The organism is Ekhidna sp. (genome assembly GCF_039960695.1).
In the GTDB taxonomy this organism is placed as follows: domain Bacteria; phylum Bacteroidota; class Bacteroidia; order Cytophagales; family Cyclobacteriaceae; genus Ekhidna.
This window is the reverse complement of the sequence record NZ_JBDVKP010000006.1, coordinates 83,344-103,654: the sequence shown is the minus strand read 5'-3', so window position 1 is coordinate 103,654 and position 20,311 is coordinate 83,344. Positions and strand designations below refer to the sequence as shown.

At 38.9% G+C, this 20,311-nt stretch carries 18 protein-coding genes; 14 read left to right on the top strand and 4 right to left on the bottom strand.

The window, feature by feature from the left end; genetic code table 11:
• Positions 1-33: 33 nt before the first annotated feature.
• The gene (gene pafA, locus ABJG98_RS04245) at positions 34-1,644 is read left to right on the top strand and encodes an alkaline phosphatase PafA (protein ID WP_348278233.1); all 1,611 of its coding nucleotides are present in this window, start codon (positions 34-36) and stop codon (positions 1,642-1,644) included.
• 33 nt (positions 1,645-1,677) lie between these two features.
• Positions 1,678-2,328: a DUF4159 domain-containing protein gene (locus ABJG98_RS04240; protein ID WP_348278232.1), complete on the top strand. Its 651-nt coding sequence runs from the start codon at positions 1,678-1,680 to the stop codon at positions 2,326-2,328.
• 69 nt (positions 2,329-2,397) lie between these two features.
• Here the strand turns inward: ABJG98_RS04240 and ABJG98_RS04235 are convergent, their stop codons facing one another.
• Entirely contained in the window at positions 2,398-3,231 is an 834-nt protein-coding gene (locus tag ABJG98_RS04235) for a hypothetical protein (protein ID WP_348278231.1), read from the bottom strand.
• A gap of 198 nt (positions 3,232-3,429) precedes the next feature.
• Between ABJG98_RS04235 and ABJG98_RS04230 the strand changes: the two genes are divergently transcribed.
• From ABJG98_RS04230 to ABJG98_RS04210, 5 genes are all read left to right on the top strand, one after another.
• Complete coding sequence (locus tag ABJG98_RS04230; protein WP_348278230.1) at positions 3,430-4,380, top strand: hypothetical protein; 951 nt, start codon at positions 3,430-3,432, stop codon at positions 4,378-4,380.
• Positions 4,381-4,382: 2 nt separating this feature from the next.
• Complete coding sequence (locus tag ABJG98_RS04225; protein WP_348278229.1) at positions 4,383-7,070, top strand: CHAT domain-containing protein; 2,688 nt, start codon at positions 4,383-4,385, stop codon at positions 7,068-7,070.
• A 13-nt stretch (positions 7,071-7,083) separates the two neighbouring features.
• Positions 7,084-7,950 carry a LytTR family DNA-binding domain-containing protein gene (locus tag ABJG98_RS04220; protein ID WP_348278228.1) on the top strand — a complete coding sequence of 289 codons (867 nt, stop codon included), beginning with the start codon at positions 7,084-7,086 and terminating at the stop codon, positions 7,948-7,950.
• An 84-nt stretch (positions 7,951-8,034) separates the two neighbouring features.
• Complete coding sequence (locus ABJG98_RS04215) at positions 8,035-8,601, top strand: hypothetical protein (RefSeq protein ID WP_348278227.1); 567 nt, start codon at positions 8,035-8,037, stop codon at positions 8,599-8,601.
• A gap of 99 nt (positions 8,602-8,700) precedes the next feature.
• On the top strand, positions 8,701-8,883 hold the full coding sequence (locus ABJG98_RS04210; protein WP_348278226.1) for a hypothetical protein: 183 nt from the start codon (positions 8,701-8,703) through the stop codon (positions 8,881-8,883).
• Positions 8,884-8,903: 20 nt separating this feature from the next.
• Here ABJG98_RS04210 and ABJG98_RS04205 read toward each other — a convergent pair whose 3' ends face one another.
• On the bottom strand, positions 8,904-10,106 hold the full coding sequence (locus ABJG98_RS04205) for a TlpA disulfide reductase family protein (RefSeq protein WP_348278225.1): 1,203 nt from the start codon (positions 10,104-10,106) through the stop codon (positions 8,904-8,906).
• A gap of 76 nt (positions 10,107-10,182) precedes the next feature.
• On the opposite strand from ABJG98_RS04205, the gene ABJG98_RS04200 reads away from it, so the two are divergent.
• Complete coding sequence (locus ABJG98_RS04200) at positions 10,183-10,617, top strand: hypothetical protein (RefSeq protein WP_348278224.1); 435 nt, start codon at positions 10,183-10,185, stop codon at positions 10,615-10,617.
• A gap of 97 nt (positions 10,618-10,714) precedes the next feature.
• Positions 10,715-11,845: a DEAD/DEAH box helicase gene (locus ABJG98_RS04195; RefSeq protein WP_348278223.1), complete on the top strand. Its 1,131-nt coding sequence runs from the start codon at positions 10,715-10,717 to the stop codon at positions 11,843-11,845.
• Here ABJG98_RS04195 and ABJG98_RS04190 read toward each other — a convergent pair whose 3' ends face one another.
• A complete protein-coding gene (locus tag ABJG98_RS04190) occupies positions 11,846-14,404 on the bottom strand; it encodes an FtsX-like permease family protein (protein ID WP_348278222.1) in 2,559 nt (852 codons plus the stop codon).
• Between the two features lie 3 nt (positions 14,405-14,407).
• On the bottom strand, positions 14,408-15,130 hold the full coding sequence (locus tag ABJG98_RS04185; protein WP_348278221.1) for an ABC transporter ATP-binding protein: 723 nt from the start codon (positions 15,128-15,130) through the stop codon (positions 14,408-14,410).
• 130 nt (positions 15,131-15,260) lie between these two features.
• Here ABJG98_RS04185 and ABJG98_RS04180 point away from each other — a divergent pair, with 130 nt between their 5' ends.
• From ABJG98_RS04180 to bcp, 5 genes are all read left to right on the top strand, one after another.
• Positions 15,261-15,941 (top strand): arylesterase, encoded by a 681-nt coding sequence (locus ABJG98_RS04180; protein WP_348278220.1) that lies wholly within the window; start codon positions 15,261-15,263, stop codon positions 15,939-15,941.
• A 30-nt stretch (positions 15,942-15,971) separates the two neighbouring features.
• Positions 15,972-17,279 (top strand): tRNA (N(6)-L-threonylcarbamoyladenosine(37)-C(2))-methylthiotransferase MtaB, encoded by a 1,308-nt coding sequence (mtaB, locus tag ABJG98_RS04175; protein WP_348278219.1) that lies wholly within the window; start codon positions 15,972-15,974, stop codon positions 17,277-17,279.
• Between the two features lie 114 nt (positions 17,280-17,393).
• Positions 17,394-18,002, top strand: a complete 609-nt coding sequence (locus tag ABJG98_RS04170; RefSeq protein ID WP_348278218.1) for a fumarylacetoacetate hydrolase family protein — start codon at positions 17,394-17,396, stop codon at positions 18,000-18,002.
• Positions 18,003-18,006: 4 nt separating this feature from the next.
• Positions 18,007-19,839 (top strand): M23 family metallopeptidase, encoded by a 1,833-nt coding sequence (locus ABJG98_RS04165; RefSeq protein WP_348278217.1) that lies wholly within the window; start codon positions 18,007-18,009, stop codon positions 19,837-19,839.
• On the top strand, positions 19,839-20,288 hold the full coding sequence (gene bcp, locus ABJG98_RS04160; RefSeq protein WP_348278384.1) for a thioredoxin-dependent thiol peroxidase: 450 nt from the start codon (positions 19,839-19,841) through the stop codon (positions 20,286-20,288). The genes ABJG98_RS04165 and bcp overlap by 1 nt, the downstream gene beginning before the upstream one ends.
• Positions 20,289-20,311: the final 23 nt, after the last annotated feature.

The following is a 20,311-nucleotide window of genomic DNA, read 5'->3' as shown; positions in this document are numbered from 1 at the left end:
AATACCTTCACGCATCTGAACAGAAGACCTCAAATGAAGAAATTACTATATAGTCTATTTGTCTTATTGTCCTCAATACTTATAGCGCAAGAAAAACCAAGATTGGTGGTTGGTATTGTAGTAGATCAAATGAGATACGACTATATATCCCGATACTATAGTGATTTTGGTCAAGGTGGCTTCAAACGATTAATAGAGGATGGCTTTGTCTTCAAGAATGCGCATTACAACTATATCCCAACGAAAACAGGCCCTGGACATGCTTCCATTTTCACAGGTACTACACCAGCCAGACATGGAATAATTGGTAATGATTGGTATGAACCCTCAATAAACCGAAGAGTAAACTGTGTAGAAGACACGACTGTCCTTGTTGTGGGAGGGGTATCCAATGGACAAGTTTCACCGAAAAATTTATACACTACTACAATTACTGATGAGTTGAAGTTGTATTACAACTTTTCATCTAAAGTGATAGGTATTTCCCTAAAAGACAGGGGCGCAGTGCTACCAGCTGGTCATAATCCAAATGGAGCTTATTGGTATGATCTCAGGAGTGGGAAAATGATCACAAGCACGTATTATTCAGAAAAACTACCTAAATGGCTTGAAGATTATAACAAAGAAAAAAGACCTTTTAAGTTATTGAGCGGACAATGGGAGCTGTTCAAAGATGAAGATTCTTACAATGAAAGTATTGCGGATGAAAACGAATTTGAGCAGCCAATCAGGAGTGGTATGGGAGTTTCATTTCCACACAATCTATCAAAATATAAAAAGGATCCTTCGGTATTAAAATACACTCCGTTTACAAACACCATGATAAAAGAAGTGGCGTTAAGGGCTATTGATGGAGAAAGTTTAGGTAAAGACAGCATCCCTGATTTTCTGTCAATTAGCTTCTCCGGCACCGACGATATTGGTCATAGATTTGGACCTAGATCCATGGAGGTGCAGGATACTTACCTGCGATTAGATGAAGAAATAAGTGAGTTATTAAACTATTTAGACGAGTCAGTTGGTGAGAATAATTACCTCGTCTTTCTTTCTTCAGATCACGGAGCTACTGATGTTCCCTCCTATATGTATAAAAACAAAATGCCTGGTGGATATCACAACAATGGATATATCAAATCATTGCTAACCGATGAATTATCCAAGATTTATGGTGATGGTGAATGGATCAGTTCAATCATCAATGAGCAAGTTTATCTCAATCATGGACTGATTAACAGCAAGAACTTGAACGCTACAGAGGTAAAGAAAATCGTGATTAAAACCCTAATGAAGGAAGACTATGTAGTAGAAGCATTTGATAAAGATTTGGTGGCAAACCGAAACTTTACAGATCCAGTATTGATCAGATTACAGAATGGATATAACAACAAGCGTAGTGGGGACGTCCTTTATAACTTGACTCCTAGCAACCTGAATGATGCATTTGGTAGAAAAGGTACGGATCATCGCACACCGTATGCTTATGACACGCATATTCCAATCATTTTCTACGGTCATAGTATTAAAAAGGGGAGCAGCATTAGACAGGTCGATATTATTGATATTGCGCCTTCACTTTCCTTATTGCTTGATATTTCATTCCCAAGCGGAAATACTGGAAATCCATTAAAAGAACTGTTCGAGTAAAACCATTTCATTAGAGATGAGTATAATTTGTCTATGAGAAAATTCTGGATCCTACTAACAGTAATTTCATTTTTTGCGCATTCGCAGCCTGTTAAGATTGCAAAACTAAAATACGATGGTGGTGGTGATTGGTATGCGAATAAAACCGCATTGCCAAACCTGATCGAGTTTTGCAATGAGCAAATCAACACCAACTTGGCCATATCTGAGGATGTGGTGGATGTTGGCAGTCCAGATCTTTTCTTATATCCTTATGTGTATATGACTGGCCACGGCAATGTGGTTTTGAATAATGTTCAAGTTGAAAATCTCAGAAACTACCTCACCTCAGGTGGATTTCTACACATCGATGATAATTATGGCTTAGATCAGTTTATCCGGATTGAAATGAAGAAAGTTTTTCCGGAGCTTGAGTTTGTAGAGATCCCATTTGATCATCCCATTTATCATCAAAAGTTTGACTTTGATAAGGGTCTACCAAAGATTCATCAGCACGATGGTAAGCCGCCGAAAGGATTTGGTTTAATCTACGAAAAGAGACTTGTTTGCTTTTACACTTTTGAATCAGATCTTGGAAATGGCTGGGAAGATCAATCAGTCTATAATGATCCTCAAGAAATTCGAATCGAAGCGTTGAAGATGGGTGCGAATATCATTTCATATGCATTCACATCTGCTTTATAAGCAAGTAAAGCCTCAATCATCCGAAGAATCATGAGGCGATTACCTACCTGAAAACTTACTTACCAAATATTATCTTCTTCCTTTTGGAGTGATCACCTTTGTGAAGGGATCTCCACCATTGATCGTTATAGTCACTTCATTATCACAGGTTCCATCACCATAGTCAACAATAGCTACATTATCTCCAGACGTAAACTGTTTGATACCAGATACTGGGATGAATACTCGACTTGACCAACACTCTCTTTTATAAATGAGACGGGTGATAATTTCAACTGAGTAGCTTACACCATCTCTTCGAGTGCCACTGGCACTTCCTTCAACACTAGCCTCATCATTTAGTGGATTGCTTGCTCTAAACCAAGTACGAATTCTTTCAGACACTCGTGTAGAAGTTGTTTCATCTTCGAAAGTCATCTTGCCATCAGTGAGTGTGATGCTAAACTTAGGATCTGAATCCATATCTTCAGAAATATTTTCAATTGTTCGAGTTCCTTCAATCAATACACCATCAACACTAAATCCATCAAAAGTAGTTGTACGGAACGCTCCAGGGACCAATCTGTGATCGCTATAGGCAATTCGGATAATTCCAGCTCTAATTCTTCCTCCAGGTCCTTCACAACCATCACCATAATCGATGGTAACAGTTTTGGCTTCTTCATCATGAGTAATTGTTGCACAATCAAGTACGTCATCCCTATCTATTCTCCCTCCAGTATCAAGCGTTTCCATTCCAGCCTCCACAATTAGATCTATATCCTCATAGTTTGATTCAAGAGTCGCTTCTGAGTCAATATCTAATGATTCTACCAAATCATTTCCTGATACATCATCGTCATTATTACATGATGTGAGAAAAGTGGCAAATACAATCGCGGTAATAAATAATAGCTTTTTCATAATTGTTTTATTTCTTGTAATTGTTTTTCAAATGATTTGCTCCTTTGACAGAGTCTGAATGAAAAGGTTTAAAAGCGATTCGTTTTTTTCTGATTTAGTTCAAGTGACAAAAGGTGGACATTCAGATTTCGCAACAATTATTCCTCTTATAGTGCTAATTGATTGCTTATTATTGTAGTGGCTTAAATTCAATTTCTTATGCGAAACGTCTTAGCTGGATTTGTATTCTTAATATGTGTGTCACTTACTTACAGTCAAGGATGCAGCGATGCAGGATTCTGTACTATGGGTGCCATGAAACCAGATCAGAATTATAGCAAACGAATAGCAATAAAACTTAGGTCAATAGAATTCAATTATTACAAGGGAACCAGTCTACTGACGCCAATAATCTATGCGGCTACAGTGGATTTTAACCTTGGAATCAATGATTACAGCTCGTTTCAAATCAAGCTCCCCTATCAGTGGGTAAAAGGTTCTTTGGGTGAAACCGCTGGATTAGGTGATATTTCACTGAGCTACACAAGACTGCTAAAAGCAACAAACAAATGGAACATCAATGGAACCTTAGGAGCTAAGGTTCCATCCAATAATTCAAATACTACAGTAAATAATAATAATACTGGCGGTGTGGATGCTCCAATCCACATGTACTATCAGCAAAGCCTAGGATCGTATGACGCAATAGCAGGTGTTTCAGCAATTAGCAGAAACTGGCTGTTTGCAGCTGGTATTCAAGTTGCACTCACGAAAAATAATAATCAGTTTTTGTGGTCCGGATTTCCCAACTATCCAGACGCTGAGTATCTGCAGAGTTATAACATTGGCCGTGAATTGTTAAGAGGAATAGATGTAATGTTCAGAGTGGAGAGAAACTGGAGGTTTACCAACTTTAATTTCTCGCTAGGAGCACTTCCAATATATCGCATTACTAAAGATGAAGGTATTCCACAAGGAGAAACTGAACGAGTGAAACTCCCGCAAACGACAGGATTAGCACTCTCTATTTTAGGTAGTTTTGGCTATCATTTTGATGTGAACAACAGCATTAAACTCATTAAAGGCGTGAAGTTAGTTGACCGAGATTTTAATCCTGACGGACTTACGAGGGATGAAGTACTTAGTATAAGTTACGTTTACAAATTTTGATCATGAGAAATATTCTTTCAGCAACGTTCATTACCATCTCTCTGCTCAATTCATTTGCACAAGAAATTCAGCTTAAGCAAGCCCAATCTTTGTTTGCGAACAGTCAGTTTACACAAGCTTACGACCAATTTAAGGAAGCAGGTGAGATTCATTTCGCCAATGGAAACTATGACCTCTATGTAGGTTCTCATCTAAAAATGATCGACTGTAAAATTCAGCTTGGTGATCCATTTCAAGCAAAAAGTCTGGCATTAAATACACTTGATTTTATTCAAGCAGAAATATCCAATCAATACGTATTAAGAGCTAGATGTCTAACTCTTCTAGGCCTCAGTTATCTAAATCTTGGCCACAATGATGATGCATTAGAAAATCTATTAGCTGCTGAAGGTAGTTTTCCAGAAGACGATTCAAATGAAAAAGCCAATTGCCTTGACGCAATAGGTCAAGTTTACAACAACAATGAAAACAAGCAGCTCGCTACCCAATACCTGGAGCAGGCATTTAAAATGCGAAGGAAGCTTTTTGGTGCACAATCAATAGAAGCTGCCAATTCATACAACAATCTTGGGCAAGTCTTTTTAAAAAGTGATCCGCTCCAAGCAATAATATATTTCAATAGAGCAAAAGGAATTTATGAAGAGCAACTAGGTAATAGTAGCCGAAGAGCATTGAGAGCCAATCTGAATATCGCATTTGCTGAAATAGAACAAGGAAACTACGATGATGCACTTAAACAATTAAACACAGTTAGGCAGATCTATGATGCTACCTACAACGATGAGCACCCAAACAAGGCATACATTCAGTCAATAATAGGAAGAGTTTATTTATTGAAAGAAGCGTATGAACAAGCGTTGTTAAATCAAAAGGAAGCACTTCAAATGTATATAAGTTTATTTGGAGAAAAGCACCCGGATGTAGCCAATACCTATTTCTCAATTGGTGAAATTTATAAAGCTAAGAGCGAGTTTAAAGTCTCAGTGGAGTTTTACCAACGAGCTATTTATGCCAACCTCCCAAATCAAGTTTATGTAGATATCTATGATTTACCTAAGCTCCAGAATTATTTCAATGCAGATATACTATTGAGAACTCTCCAAGCAAAAGCAATTGCGTTAGGAGCATTACACTTTGAAAAATCTCTCAATGTAAAAGATTTGGTTGGAGCAATAGATGCTTACAGAAAATGCGATGATCTTATCACAATCATTCGCAGAAAACGACTAAATGAACAAGACAAACTCAAACTCGGGCAAATTGCAAAAGAGGTTTATGAAAATGGGATTCAACTATCTCTAATCTTGAGTGAGCAAAGTTTTAACCGCAAGAAGCATATTCAAACTGCGTTCGATTTTTGTGAAAGAAGTAAATCTTCAGTTTTACTAGAAGCCATCACTGAATCAAAAGCGAAAAAATTTGCTGGAATACCAGATGAACAGATATCTCTGGAAGATAGTCTTAAAGATGAGATCTCATACCTTGAGCAGCAGTTGGCGCAACAAGAAAACGCCGACAATCAAGAGATGAAAGATTTGCTTTTCAGCTATCAAAACACCTACAGGGTTTTCATCTCAAATCTAGAATCCAATTATCCTGAGTATTACAAATTAAAATACAATCAATCTATAGCTACCATAGAGTCAGTTCAGCAACATCTTACCGATAAAATGGCAATGTTGTCTTATTTCCTTGGGGATAAGGAACTATACATCTTTATCATCACGAATAAAGGTGTGAAAGCAGAAAGAAAACCAAAAGGGGAAGATTTTGATAAGCTAACCTCAGCACTCAGAAATTCAATTAAGTACAATAGTAAAAGCGCTTTCATGAAAACAGCCAAATCGCTTCACTCGCTTTTAATTCCAAACTTGTCTTCAAGTATTAATGAGCTGGTAATCTTACCTGACGGTGTACTTGGCACACTTCCCTTTGAATCTTTTGTGAGAGCAGATGATGCGTCTGATAATTACAGTAATGCCACTTTCCTCATTAAGGAATACCATGTTTCATACGACTATTCCGCCACCATATTCAATGAACGTCACGCAGATGAACGACAAATCAATCCAGAGATATTATTAATAGCACCCATAAGTTTTGAAAACAATGAAGTGAGGATGAACTCCCTTCCCGGTTCCGAAAAGGAGATTAATGAAATTAGATACTTGTTTATGGGTAGCAACTGCGATACCAAAGTGCAGTCAGGCAATGATGCAAGCGAATCAAATTTTAAAAATGAAAGTTTGGGAAAATACCGATACGTCCACTTTGCTACTCATGGATTGGTCAATGAATCTGAACCAGCACTTTCGAGAATTTTCCTAAAACCCGATGCAACCGAAGATGGTAGCCTATATACCGGAGAAATTTACAATTTAAATATTGATGCCGACTTAGTAACACTCTCAGCCTGCGAGACAGGTTTGGGTAAAGTTGCCAAAGGAGAAGGAATTGTAGGTTTAAGCCGTGCGTTGCAGTACGCAGGCGCAAACAACATCATTGTATCATTGTGGCAAGTTGCTGATGCATCCACAGCACAAATGATGATTGAATTTTATAAATACAATCTAAACAATGAACATCATGGATATAATGCTGCCCTAAGACAAGCAAAACTCTCACTTCTCAACTCAGAAGAATACGCCCGTCCTTATTATTGGGCACCATTCATTTTGGTAGGGATGTGATTACCTTTAGTGAGTGAATAAAAAACTCCCCTTTGGACTTATAGTCTTCATTTTGTTTCTCATCTTTTTTGATGCAGTCCAACAGAAGTACTACATTGATACATTTGGGCTATTACCAGAAGGTACTGATTTATCTCTTGTTTTATTATTAAAAAAACATTTTATCCGCTGGCTCATATGGGGTTTCTTTAGTGTCCCATGTGCACTTATTATATGGAGAATTTTAGTATCCAATCAACAAGAGCTTCCAGTTAAATCCATTTTGCTAACTGCTCTGCTCATTTTTATAAATGCAGCTTTTTCTCTGACTATTATAAGTGTCTATGATATTATTGATCAGCAATTGTCAATCAACTTTAACTTATTCCTAGAGTTTTTGACCTTTTTTACTTTTCAAAAAGGGCTTACATTTTTAATGGCATCCATTACACTTTCGATGATTCTATACAATAGATCTAGAGCGCAAACAATAGAAAGTCAATTTGTAGAAATCACTGACTTAAAGAGAAAGAGTACTGATCTGGAACAAGCTCTTAATATGACTACCCAACATGAACCACATATTAACATAAAGACAGGCAACAAATTTCAACCTATTCCAATAAGTCAAATTGTATGGATACAGTCCGACGATTATTGCGTAAAAATTCATACAGAAGATCAAGCATTCACTCTAAGGAAGAGCATGAAAGCACTGGAAGAGCAATTGGGACCATTTAGCTTTATCAGAGTTCATCGAGTAGCGCTATTAAATTTGGATTTTCTGCATCAGATTAATTTTGATACCTCCATAATTAAGTTGTCAGACACCACTGAACTCCCATTATCCCGAACCGGAGCGAAAGCGTTGAAAAATAAATTGAAACAGTCCGCACTGTAATTCCCTGCAAATTTACTCCCATTAACTGCATGCTTTAGTGGTATGTAAAGACTGATAAGTTTAGTTTACTAAAAACCAAAACTTATGAAAATCTTAACTCTACTTTTTTCGATCCTGGCGACCGTTAATCTATTCGCACAGTATGAATATGAGCCGTCCAATTCAAATCCATTTGGGAAAATTAATCCTGATGCGCCAAAACAAACTGCAGATTATGCTCCATTAATTGGCACTTGTAAATGCAAATCTGTAGCTAGAGTGAATCAAAATACTTGGGCAGATACAGTCATGATGGAATGGACATTTAAGTACATAATGAACGGAATGGCTGTTCAAGATGAAACACTCAAAGAGGATGGCGCTCACTCTGGAAGCATCCGGCAATACAATGCTGATAGCGCTAGATGGTATGTACATTATTACTCTTCAAGCACACCTACACCTATTCTTTCAGCATGGGGTGGAAACATCGTAGAAAATGGCAATATGGTTCTCTATAGAGATCAAAAGGCACCGAACGGATTAGAAGGTTACTATAGGATTACGTTCTCCAAAATGACTACAGAAGGCTTCAACTGGGTAGGCGAATGGGTAAATGTTGACGAAACTATCGTCTACCCGACATGGAGGATATATTGTAGAAAAACGTAATGTGTATTTCCTGATTCTTAACAAGTAGACAGGCAAAATTCAGCGTACTTTCAAAATAATTTGGCACCTTACTGGTTCTAATACCTGTAATCGATACGTATGAAGAGAGTAAAAATCGGTGACATGGTGGAAAGTGATTATGGCAAAGGCAGGGTGCTTGCTGAAACTAAAGACTGGATTATCCATGATAATTCAGCCAACAACAGCGACGCTGAATTTGCTATTTTGAAGTCTGATGATTTTTATCAATTGGTAAAAGATTTGGAACTTCAAGCTTCCTGATGTCTGTAAAAATTAGTGACCTATTCGGCGACTAAAGCGTCAATTATTTCATTGAATCGTCGATCAAAGGAACGGTAATAATCACCTGTTGCCGGACCGTTGAAGTAGCTGTGAACATGACGCACATAACCTTGCTTGTCTAATATCACAAGCGTAGGGAAAGCCTCTATGCGCTGCATAAAAGGAAATGGCATTGCTGCGGCAGTTTTACTTAACCTGCCTCCTAGTACCAGATCATAAGGAATATTGTTTACTTGCTTATACTTTTCAAGTCGCTCCATACCGTATGCTCTTGTATAGTTAGCTTCATAGGATGATGCAAGAATAGAAACCCCTCTATGTTTATTTTCCTCGTACCAGTCCACCAGGTATTTGGTCTGATCATGACTGTTGGGACACCACGTTCCGAATAGTTGAATGACTAATACCTTCCCTGCATACTGCGCTGGATCAATTGCATCTTTTCCTTCACCTGCACCTAATAAGTCATAATATGGTTTATGTTTTCCCTGCTCAATTTCTACCATCTCGAATGGACCCCTAAGCTCAGCTTCATCATCATATACGGCTTCCCATGGTTCAGAATACCCACTCCCATACACCATCTCCCCGGACCATCCGTTATCGATTTGTCTACCTAGGAATGCAAACGCATGTGCACCATCAAAACAGGAAAGCTTGATAGAGTCACCATCTAAAATACCTTCGAAAAAACGGTAATCGCTGACTTGGGTCATAATGGTTCCGGAAATAATATGTCCGCGCTGCTTGAACAGCCCTATTCCTTGAGACATCCCTGGTGTATCTGGAGACAACGTGATTGCCCATCGTTCTTGAATTGGAGCATTGGGACGCACTGAATTTTTCTTCATGCGTGGCTTTCCAAATTCAGCTTTAAATGGAATAATGAGTCCCCGATAGTATTTTTTGTAAAGTCCACTCATACTCATCGCCGTAAACTTTGCCCGTATTTCAACATCAAAAGGCTCCATTGGAATAAAGATGCTATCTCCATCCACTGTGGCATTACTTATCACACGTCGGTCAGATCCATTAATTATGGTAATTTCAGGAACGTCGCCATTGGGATATCCAACTTCAAACGTAAACGGAATCTGAAGACTATCATAAATGATAGATCCTCTCCATTGACCTGTTTTGATCATTTGAGCCGGTGAATCAAAAGAGAATGCTAGTAGAATGATGACGATTAGAAACTTCATGGGCCTGAATATAAAAAGTTATCTCTTCTGTTACCTTAAATTGGTATATTTAATCAATAACCAACCTAAATTAATTATGACAAATGGATCTGTAAAACCACCTACCTGGTTTTGGGTAGTAAGTGTAATTGCACTAATCTGGAATCTCATGGGAGTCGGAGCTTACCTTAGTCAGGCTTATACACCAGATGATGTAATAGCACAAATGGAGCAAGCTATGCAAGATTTGATCAATCAAACACCTGCCTGGGCTACGGCTGCTTTCGCCATAGCCGTATGGGGTGGTGCACTAGGTAGCTTACTACTCCTCCTTAGAAAAGGACTTGCCTATATCGTTCTGATTATTTCCTTTCTAGGAATCGTTGTTCAAATGTTTTACAACTTCTTTATGAGTAATTCTATGGAAGTTTATGGACCTGGTGGTGCAGTCATGCCTATTATGGTTTTGCTAATCGGCATTGGTCTGATCTTCCTGGCAAAGAAGGGAAAATCAGCTGGCTGGCTCAGCTAAAAAATGTTTTAAATTATTACAGAGGCTGTTTCAAAGGATGACTACCTGATTGAAACAGCCTCATTTTATTTCAAAGGATTATGCATCTTTGCCGCACATGACATTTAATGAATTCAACCTAGACGATCAACTCACTGAAGCGATCGATCACATGGGCTTTTCTGAAGCTACCCCTATTCAGGAACAAGCCATTCCAGCCATCCTCCAAGGGAAAGATTTAATCGCCTGTGCACAAACAGGAACTGGAAAAACTGCTGCATTCGTAATTCCAACATTAAACTACCTGGCACAAAATCCAAGCGAAGATGTCAAGGTTTTGGTGGTTGTCCCCACTCGTGAGCTAGCTATTCAGATAGATCAACAGTTTGAAGGGTTTTCTTACTATCTGCCTGTACACTCTATTGCTATTTATGGTGGTGGCGATGGCTCCGACTTTGCCCAGCAAAAAAAGGCATTGACCCAAGGAAGTAACATTGTGGTAGCAACGCCTGGTAAACTTATCTCACACCTCAATCTCGGCTATGTGAAGTTTGACCAGGTAACTCATCTTATTTTGGATGAAGCTGATCGCATGCTAGACATGAATTTCTATGATGATATTAAGAAAATCATAACCTACCTACCTAATCTCTCTCAAACCTCCATGTTTAGTGCCACAATGGCTTCAAAAATTGAAAAGCTGGCAAAAAGCATTTTAAAGGATCCACTCAGGATTACATTAGAGTTAGCCAAACCCTCAGAGAAAATCAGTCAGGAAGTCTATCGAGTGGAAGAGGGCTATAAAACAGAGCTAATTAGCAAATTGATTAGCAGATATGACGACTTTGAAAGCATATTAGTTTTTAGTTCAACTAAAAAGAAAGTATCCGACATTGTAAAAAGCCTGAGCAAAGTAGGACTGGAAGCAAAGGGTATTTCTTCCATGCTGGAACAAGATGAACGCGAACGTATCCTCCTAAAATTTAGAGCTAAGAAATTGCGCATTCTGGTTGCTACGGATGTCCTTTCTCGAGGTATCGATATCAAAGACATCAACCTTGTAGTAAACTATGATGTACCCAACGATGCAGCTGATTACGTCCATCGAATTGGGCGGACGGCCAGAGCTAAGACCAGTGGAGTAGCTATCACACTTGTGAACAAGGACGACAACTACAAAATGAAACGAATTGAGAAGCTCATTGAGCGTGAATTGGAGAAGGTTGATTACCCGATGCGCAGAAGGTAGCTAACCCTCCCTTCTCAGCACCTCCATTGGCGACTGGCGTACTACACCTCTGCTATTAAGCAATCCAATCAGCACACTCATGCCCGTCACAGCCACAAAGACTATTCCTATTTGTACCGGATTTGGCACAAACGTAAATTCAAATAAGAACTGACCCAGTAGCGTGCAAAACAATGCCGCAAGGAAAATTCCGCTAATCGCTCCAAGACTCCCGAGGAAGAAGTATTCGGCAATTGTAATCGTCCATAGCTGCTTTTTCGATGCACCTAAGGTTCGTAACAATACATTTTCTTGAACGCGCTGAAACTTACTGAGTATGATCGAGCTAATCATTACAATAATACCAGTACCGATGCTGAAAAAGGCCATAAACTGAATCACAAAAGCTACTTTGCCCAGCACGTCTTCGAGGGTCTTTAAAATCAACTCAAGATCTATAATCGAAACATTTGGAAATTGTTTCACCACAGCTTGTTGGTATTTTACGGAAGTTAGCATTTCATCAATACGTGTTACAATCACATGAAACTGAGGTGCCCGCTCAAGCGCACCTGACGGGAACAATACCAGAAAGTTGGTCTGTACCCTGCGCCAGTCTATCTCCCTGAAACTGCCTACGTAAACCTTTAAGATTGCTCCTTGCACATTGAACACCAGCTCATCTCCTAGCTCAATGTCCAAGTTGTCTTTAAAACCCTCCGATATACTGATGAAGATGCTATCGTTTCGTACTTCGCCTATCCACTCACCTTCCACAATCTTCTCAGAATCAATCAATGAATCACGATAGGTCACCCGATATTCGCGGCTATAGGCCCAGTCTGAGATTGAAACAGTGGTATCATTATAGGCTTTGTCTTTAGTATATCCTTTGACTTCAAGCAATCGCATGGTGACCACAGGCACGTCCTGAATCACCGGCAATTGATATTCTTGAGTCAATGCTTTTATCTCCTCATGCTGCCCATCTTGAATGTCGAAGAGAATCGTATTTGGACGATCATTAGCTGCAGATAAAGAAACGCGTTGTACCAATAAATCCTGCATGAAGTAAAGCGTTGCAAGAAATGATGTTCCCAATCCCAATGCCATAATCAAGATTACTGTCTGATTATTAGGTCGATACAAATTTGAAAAGCCCTGCCTCCAGACGTACTTAAGATTTTTTGGCATCAGCTTCCTGGTGAGCCAGCTTATTCCTTTTCCAATTGCACCAAGAAACACAATTGCACCTATCAGTATACCTGAAAAAACTAATGCTTGTCCAATGGATTGAATCTGCCAATAAACAGACAAAAAAATAAATAATGCTATTCCACCAATAATCGGGATCAGGAGTTTATCAAACTTGAATTTGTCATCACCAAATCCCAGTCGAATAGCGGATAGCGGACTGATATTTCTTAGACTGACTAACGATAACAGGCCAAATAAAAGTGAAATCACAATTCCAATCAGAACACCTACAAGCAGTGCGGGCCAATATGGTACTGGTTCCAGGTCGATGGGAAGAAAATCCTGCACAACCACCGGCAAATACATATGTATGACCAGTCCTAAAACACTTCCAATAAGTGCACCGATAAATCCAAAAAGAGTTACTTGAATCAAGTATACACTCACCGCTTGCTTTGCTTTCATTCCCAGACATCTGAGGACGGCCACAGCCTGCACCTTGCTTTTAGCATAAACATAAATGGAACTGGCTACTCCCAAACAACCAAGTAGTAAGGCGGTAAACGCAACGAGTTCAAGGAAATTTGACAAATTTTCAAAGTCCTCTCCAGTTTCTCGCTTCTCTTCTTCCACGGTTTCTACATCATATCCCTTACTTTCGGTCAAATTTGCAGTTTTTCGCCACAGCTTAGCCGTATCTGCAGGATCTTGCGAAAACATGAAATAGTGCACATAATTTACTCTACTCCCCTTTTGAACCAGTTTTGTCGCTTCCAAATATTGATAGGGAATGTAGACAACTGGTGAAACTGATGAGGATACATCCGTTTGACCAGGAATCTGAGTAATCGCACCTATAATCTCAAAAGTCACAGAGCCCACACTAAGACTGTCACCAACCTGAGCTCCGTACTGAAGCATCATTTTTTCATCTACGAGGGTATAACGTCCAGTCTGAAACTGCTTAGAAGCTTCAACTGGTTTAGTAACTATATTTCCATAGTAAGGGTATTCTCCTTCTAAGGCACGCACCTGTACCAATCGTGTTCCGCTAGTTTTGGGGAACATAACCATCGATGCGAAATAGTTTTCATGCGAATAGTCGGAAGTCATTGCTTTAAATGACTGCAGCAGCGTATCAGGTAGCTCTCTGCGACCTTGTATTCGCACATCCGATCCAACCAAACCCTTGGCTTGTTTATCAATTTCTACCAATAAGTTTTCTCGAAAAGAGGTAATCCCAACCATCGCTGCAATACCCAAGGATATGGATGTAATGAAAAGCAACAACTTACCTCTACTTTTTCTACTGTCGCGCCATGCCATTTTCCATGGCCATGAACGGCTGTATTTTGACGGTTCTATTTTTATGCGTTTATCCATAAACTAAGAAGCAGCCGATCTCATTTGAGAAACATTATTTCCTTTACGCTGTTCAATGATCTTGCCTCCTTTGAGCTGTATGATCTGGTTGGTTTTTTCGGCTAGCTCTAAATCATGTGTCACCAGGATAAGTGTTGTTCCTTTTTCCTGATTGATTTCAAAGAGCAAGTCTTCCACAGATTGACCGGTCTCTTCATCCAAATTTCCTGTGGGCTCATCAGCAAATAGAATTTTTGGTTCATTGGAAAATGCACGTGCGATCGCTACTCGTTGCTGTTCTCCACCAGACAATTGAGAAGGATAGTGATTGATACGCTCACCTAACCCAACTCGCTCCAATAGCTCAGCAGCTTGTTGTCTTGCACTTTTTATTCCTTGTAACTCCAGTGGGATCATTACGTTTTCCAATGCAGTCAATGTCTGAATTAGTTGGAAATTTTGAAATACAAACCCAACATGTTGATTTCGGATTTGGGCCATTTCATCTTCTGTCAACCGATCAAGCAAGATTCGATTGAGAGTAATGGAACCTGAAGTAGGTCTATCAAGCCCAGCACATAATCCCAACAAGGTTGTTTTTCCGCTACCAGAAGGGCCAACTACTGCTACAGATGAGCCTTCTGCTATTTGAAAATTGATATCTACTAACACGTGAACTTCTCTTGTTCCGTTCTTAAATGTTTTGGAAGTAGATGAAACCTCTAAAATGGGTGCTTCGTTTGGCATGAAGAAAATTTTAGGAATGTAAACGCAAAGCCTTCGCTCATGTTTGTAACTTAGGCTCAATACATCATAAATGAGCTAAGCGGCGTATATGTTACACCACTAAGCATATTTGAATACTAACACACATTCTATGCTCGTTAGCGTCCGAAATTTAGTCCTTTTAGTCCTTTTTGCTAGTTGTAGTACAGCTGGTGAAGCTACTACTGAAGTGCCAGAGAAGCCTACTGAAAAAAATGAAACTATTCAGGAAAAAGATAAATCTGAAAAGATTATTCTCTTTTTTGGAAATAGCATCACCGCAGGTTACCAACTGGATATGGATCAGGCTTTTCCTGCACTTATTCAAAAGAGAATTGATTCTCTCGGGTTGAACTACAAAACCATCAATGCGGGACTGAGTGGAGAAACCTCAGCGGGAGGTAAAAGTAGAATAAACTGGGTGTTGCGTACGACGCCAGATATATTTTTTCTCGAGCTTGGGGCAAACGATGGTTTGAGAGGGTTGCCTTTAGAAGAAACGATTAAAAGCTTACAAGCCATTATAGATGCAGTAAAAAAAGAAAACTCTCAAGCAAAAATTATCATCGCTGGTATGATGGTGCCACCAAACCTTGGAGAAGACTATACCAATCAATTCAAAAATATTTTTCCTGAATTAGCTCAAAAAAATGATGCAGTATACATTCCGTTTCTGCTAGAAAATGTAGCAGGTATCCCAGAGCTTAATCTTCGAGACGGCATCCATCCTACTCCTGATGGTCACCGGATTGTTGCTGAAACGGTTTGGGAGTATCTTTCACCGTTGCTTTAATATTTATTCAGTTTAACTTTGCGATCCGATATGAAAAAGGTCGCATTCTATACATTGGGTTGTAAGCTTAACTACTCGGAGACATCCTCTATCTCCCGGATGTTCGAAGGCAAAGGTTATGTAAAAGTTGATTTCACCGATCAACCGGATATCTTCATTATCAACACCTGCTCAGTTACTGAAAATGCTGACAAGAAATGCAAGAAGATTGTAAAGGAAGCTAAGAAAATTTCCCCAGATAGTTTCGTCACCATCATTGGCTGCTATGCGCAGCTAAAACCAAAAGAAATTGCTGAAATTCAGGGAGTTGATGCTGTCCTAGGCGCTGCTGAGAAGTTTCGTTTATTTGATTATCTGGATGATTTCACAAAAGGTGGTGTGTTTGCTTCCGAGATCAAGGAAGCAAAAACTTATAACGCCTCCTATTCCATCGCTGATCGGACACGAACATTTCTAAAAGTACAGGATGGATGTAATTATGGTTGCGCGTTTTGTACTATTCCGCTGGCGCGAGGCAAGAGTAGAAGTGATACTATTGAAAATATTGTAAGACAGGCTGAAGAGATTGCGCGAACAGAGGTAAAAGAAGTTGTGCTTACGGGAGTAAACATCGGTGACTTTGGTATTCAGGAAGGAAGAAGGAAAGAAAAATTTATTGATCTGGTCAAGGCATTGGATGAAGTGGAAGGAATTGATCGATTTCGAATTTCATCTATTGAACCAAATCTGCTATCCAGCGAGGTGATAGAGTTCGTAGCCCAATCCAAACGCTTTGTTCCGCACTTCCACATTCCATTGCAATCTGGTAGTGATAATATTTTGAAAAAAATGAATCGTCGCTATTTATCAGATCTATACCAAAGTCGAGTTGAAAAGATTAAATCATTAATGCCAAACTGCTGTATTGGAGTGGATGTAATCGTTGGTTTTCCAGGTGAAACAGAAGAAGAATTTTTAACCACCTACAACTTCCTCAATGAGCTTGACATTTCCTATCTGCATGTATTCACCTTTTCAGAGCGTCCAAACACGAAAGCTGTTAATATGGAAGGTATCGTAGATCTAGGAGAACGAAACCAAAGGTCAAAAATGCTAAGAGGTCTTTCGGAAAAGAAGCGTAGATATTTTTATGAGCAGATGCTTGGAAATACTTCTGAAGTCCTTTTCGAGGAAGATTTACAAAATGGCATCATGCATGGTTTTACAGAAAATTATGTACGAGTAGCTGCAAAGTATGATCCTATCCTCATCAATGAAGTGAAAAAAGTGACTTTGAAAGAAATTAATTCCAATGGGCATGTGGAGGTTGAGGAGCTGGAAGAAATTTTAGCTCACTAAATGCCTAAAATATTGGTCATTCTGAACTTGTTTCAGAATCTTTACTACAAGTATAAATGCTGAAATATCTATCCAGAAGTACGGGAAGGTTTTAGTATAACTTTAAGTAAGAATATGAAGATCATTTGCATTGGCAGAAACTACGCCGAACACATAGCTGAACTTGGAAATGAACGGCCGGAACATCCAATCATTTTCATGAAGCCAGACACAGCACTTCTAAAGAATAACGAGCCTTTTTTCTATCCTGATTTTTCTAAAGATGTACATCATGAAGTCGAAGTTTTGGTGAAAATAAAAAAAGAGGGAAAATCAATTCAAAAAGAATTTGCACATCAATACTATGATGAAATTGGACTTGGCATAGACTTTACTGCACGAGATTGGCAAACCAAAGTGAAGGAAAAAGGTCATCCATGGGAAATTGCCAAGGCATTTAATGGATCAGCTCCAATTTCTAAATTCATCCCAAAAGGAGATAGCGATATGTCTGATGTCAACTTTAAACTTGAAATCAATGACCAGGAAGTTCAAAAGGGAAATACAAGTCTTATGCTTTGGCCAATTGATGAAATTATTTCTTATGTATCCCAGTTTATCTTATTGAAAACCGGAGACATTGTGTTCACCGGAACACCAAAAGGAGTGGGTCCAGTAAAGATTGGTGATCGTTTGGTAGGATATTTGGAGGATAAACAGATGTTTGATTTTGAGGTTAAATAACAAAGTGAGGTTTTTACCACCATCTATACTGCTTTTATTCGTCTTGAACCTTATCGGGCAAGACCTGAATTCCATTGACTATCAATTTCCAATTAATCCAGGTCAACAAAACTATTTGGCTGGTACAGTAGGTGAAATTAGGAGCTCACACTTTCATACAGGTATTGATGTGAAAACCGGAGGAAGGACAGGCTTGCCGATTTACGCTGTTGCTGATGGATATATTTCCAGAATCAAGGTGTCTTCATCCGGATATGGATATGCATTGTATATGAAACATCCAAACGGGACTTTTTCAGTGTACGCGCACCTTGAAGCTTTTGATCCAAAAATTGCTGCATGGGTGCTTAAGGAGCAATACAGAAAAGAATCATTCGAAGTAGATCTTTTTCCAGAAGCAAATCAGTTTCTTTTTAAAAGGGGAAATATCATCGGATACTCTGGAAATACAGGATCCTCTAGTGGGCCTCATTTGCATTTTGAAATTAGAGACGCTAATCATCAACCCATAGATGTGTTGACATTGGGTTTTAAAGAAATTAGGGATAATATTCCACCAGTAGTGAAGAAAGTGGCATTTATAACACTAGATGAAAAAGCTCGAGTCAATGGTTTTTTTGGACGATACGAATTTGATCTCATCAAAAACACCAGTTGGTTTCAAACCACAGAGCCAATTTATCTGGAAGGAAACATAGGTGTTGAAATTTACTCATATGATCCAATGGACGGCATTCCAAACAAAAATGGAATCGTGAAAACAACCTTTCAGCTGGATGGCGATACGTTATTTTCAGAACACAAGGAATCATTTTCGTTTGGAAAACAGCGAAATGTACTCGTTCATTATAATTATCCAGCTTATAAAAAAGGAAGCAGAAGGTTTAATAAGTTATACCTAGCGGATGGCAATGAGCACAATATGTATACAGTTGTCAATCGAGGGATTACATTCTCGAACCAAAGAGAAATCCTGATAAACACCGAGGATAGTTATAAGAATTCATCAACTACACGCATATTACTAAATGCAGAAGAGGTAATTCAACCTCCTCGGTTGAGAGCGATAGAACAGATTGGGAACTACCTTCATTTCAAATCAGCCCAGCAAGCTTCAGTCATGCTTGATGAGTGGGTTAACATTCAATCCTACAGACAAGAAGGTGAGGTTGAATACTACCTCTGGGATCTGAGGAAAGGAACCCCGAAGAGCTTGTTCATAGATGGCGAAACAATCACTACTCATTTGGTTGGTTTGCTTCCTTCCAACCAAGAAATCAGTTATGTTCAACCCGAATTTACTCTTAATCTTGCAAGGAGATCCCTTTTTGATACCTTGTATCTGGCATTTGACAAGAAAATAGATTCTACAAGAAATCTTGAATTGTTTCACTTTAAGAATCCTACTCAGCCCATTAGATCAAATATGAATATTTCCTTAAACCCGCAACTCTCTTATAACCAGGAAAAAGCGAAAGTGTATTCTGTTTTTGGTAAACGCTTCAATTTTATGGGAGGAGAATGGGATAATGATCAAATCACATTTGACACTCGTGATCTGGTTACATATACAATACTTGAAGATTCAATTCCGCCGGATATCGAGCTAAAAATGGCAAACCCAGATATGCTAAAGTTTAGGATTGATGATGAGCTATCCGGCATCAAAAGTTTCAAAGCAACTATCGATGGTGAATTTGTGCTGATGCACTATGAGCCCAAGCGTAAGCTGGTTTGGTCTGAAAAACTGAATAAAAACATTCCTTTTCGTGGAAGGTTTATGTTAGAAGTTATTGACAATTCGAACAACGGAACGATATATACTAAAACATTATGATCACACTCAAGCCCGGCGATAAGGCGCCAAATTTTGAAAGCAAAGACCAGGATGGCAATGCAGTAAAACTCTCTGACTATCATGGGAAAAAAGTTGTTTTATACTTCTATCCAAAAGATAATACACCTGGCTGTACAGCAGAATCCTGTAACCTAAGAGATAATTATGAAGCACTCCAAGAGAAGGGATATGAAGTATTAGGTGTAAGTAGCGACGGAGAAAAATCTCATCAAAAATTTATCACCAAATACGATTTACCCTTCAAACTTCTCGCTGATGAAGACAAATCTGTTCATGAAGCGTTTGGCACGTGGGATCTTAAAAAATTTATGGGACGAGAATATATGGGTACGCTTAGATCTACTTTTTTAATCGATGAAAAAGGTAACATTGAAGAAGTAATCGAGAAGGTAAAAACCAAAGACCATACAGCACAAATCTTAAAGTAGCTAGCGAATAAATCTAAGGCTTA

Bases quoted from the DNA above. Each gene is read 5' to 3' on its own strand.
- ABJG98_RS04225 (WP_348278229.1), top strand. From the start codon at position 4,383: ATGAGAAATATTCTTTCAGCAACGTTCATTACCATCTCTCTGCTCAAT.
- pafA (WP_348278233.1), top strand. From the start codon at position 34: ATGAAGAAATTACTATATAGTCTATTTGTCTTATTGTCCTCAATACTT.
- ABJG98_RS04200 (WP_348278224.1), top strand. From the start codon at position 10,183: ATGACAAATGGATCTGTAAAACCACCTACCTGGTTTTGGGTAGTAAGT.
- ABJG98_RS04190 (WP_348278222.1), bottom strand. From the start codon at position 14,404: ATGGATAAACGCATAAAAATAGAACCGTCAAAATACAGCCGTTCATGG.
- ABJG98_RS04230 (WP_348278230.1), top strand. From the start codon at position 3,430: ATGCGAAACGTCTTAGCTGGATTTGTATTCTTAATATGTGTGTCACTT.
- ABJG98_RS04195 (WP_348278223.1), top strand. From the start codon at position 10,715: ATGACATTTAATGAATTCAACCTAGACGATCAACTCACTGAAGCGATC.
- ABJG98_RS04240 (WP_348278232.1), top strand. From the start codon at position 1,678: ATGAGAAAATTCTGGATCCTACTAACAGTAATTTCATTTTTTGCGCAT.
- ABJG98_RS04235 (WP_348278231.1), bottom strand. From the start codon at position 3,231: ATGAAAAAGCTATTATTTATTACCGCGATTGTATTTGCCACTTTTCTC.
- ABJG98_RS04185 (WP_348278221.1), bottom strand. From the start codon at position 15,130: ATGCCAAACGAAGCACCCATTTTAGAGGTTTCATCTACTTCCAAAACA.
- ABJG98_RS04205 (WP_348278225.1), bottom strand. From the start codon at position 10,106: ATGAAGTTTCTAATCGTCATCATTCTACTAGCATTCTCTTTTGATTCA.
- ABJG98_RS04180 (WP_348278220.1), top strand. From the start codon at position 15,261: ATGCTCGTTAGCGTCCGAAATTTAGTCCTTTTAGTCCTTTTTGCTAGT.
- ABJG98_RS04215 (WP_348278227.1), top strand. From the start codon at position 8,035: ATGAAAATCTTAACTCTACTTTTTTCGATCCTGGCGACCGTTAATCTA.
- ABJG98_RS04170 (WP_348278218.1), top strand. From the start codon at position 17,394: ATGAAGATCATTTGCATTGGCAGAAACTACGCCGAACACATAGCTGAA.
- ABJG98_RS04210 (WP_348278226.1), top strand. From the start codon at position 8,701: ATGAAGAGAGTAAAAATCGGTGACATGGTGGAAAGTGATTATGGCAAA.
- mtaB (WP_348278219.1), top strand. From the start codon at position 15,972: ATGAAAAAGGTCGCATTCTATACATTGGGTTGTAAGCTTAACTACTCG.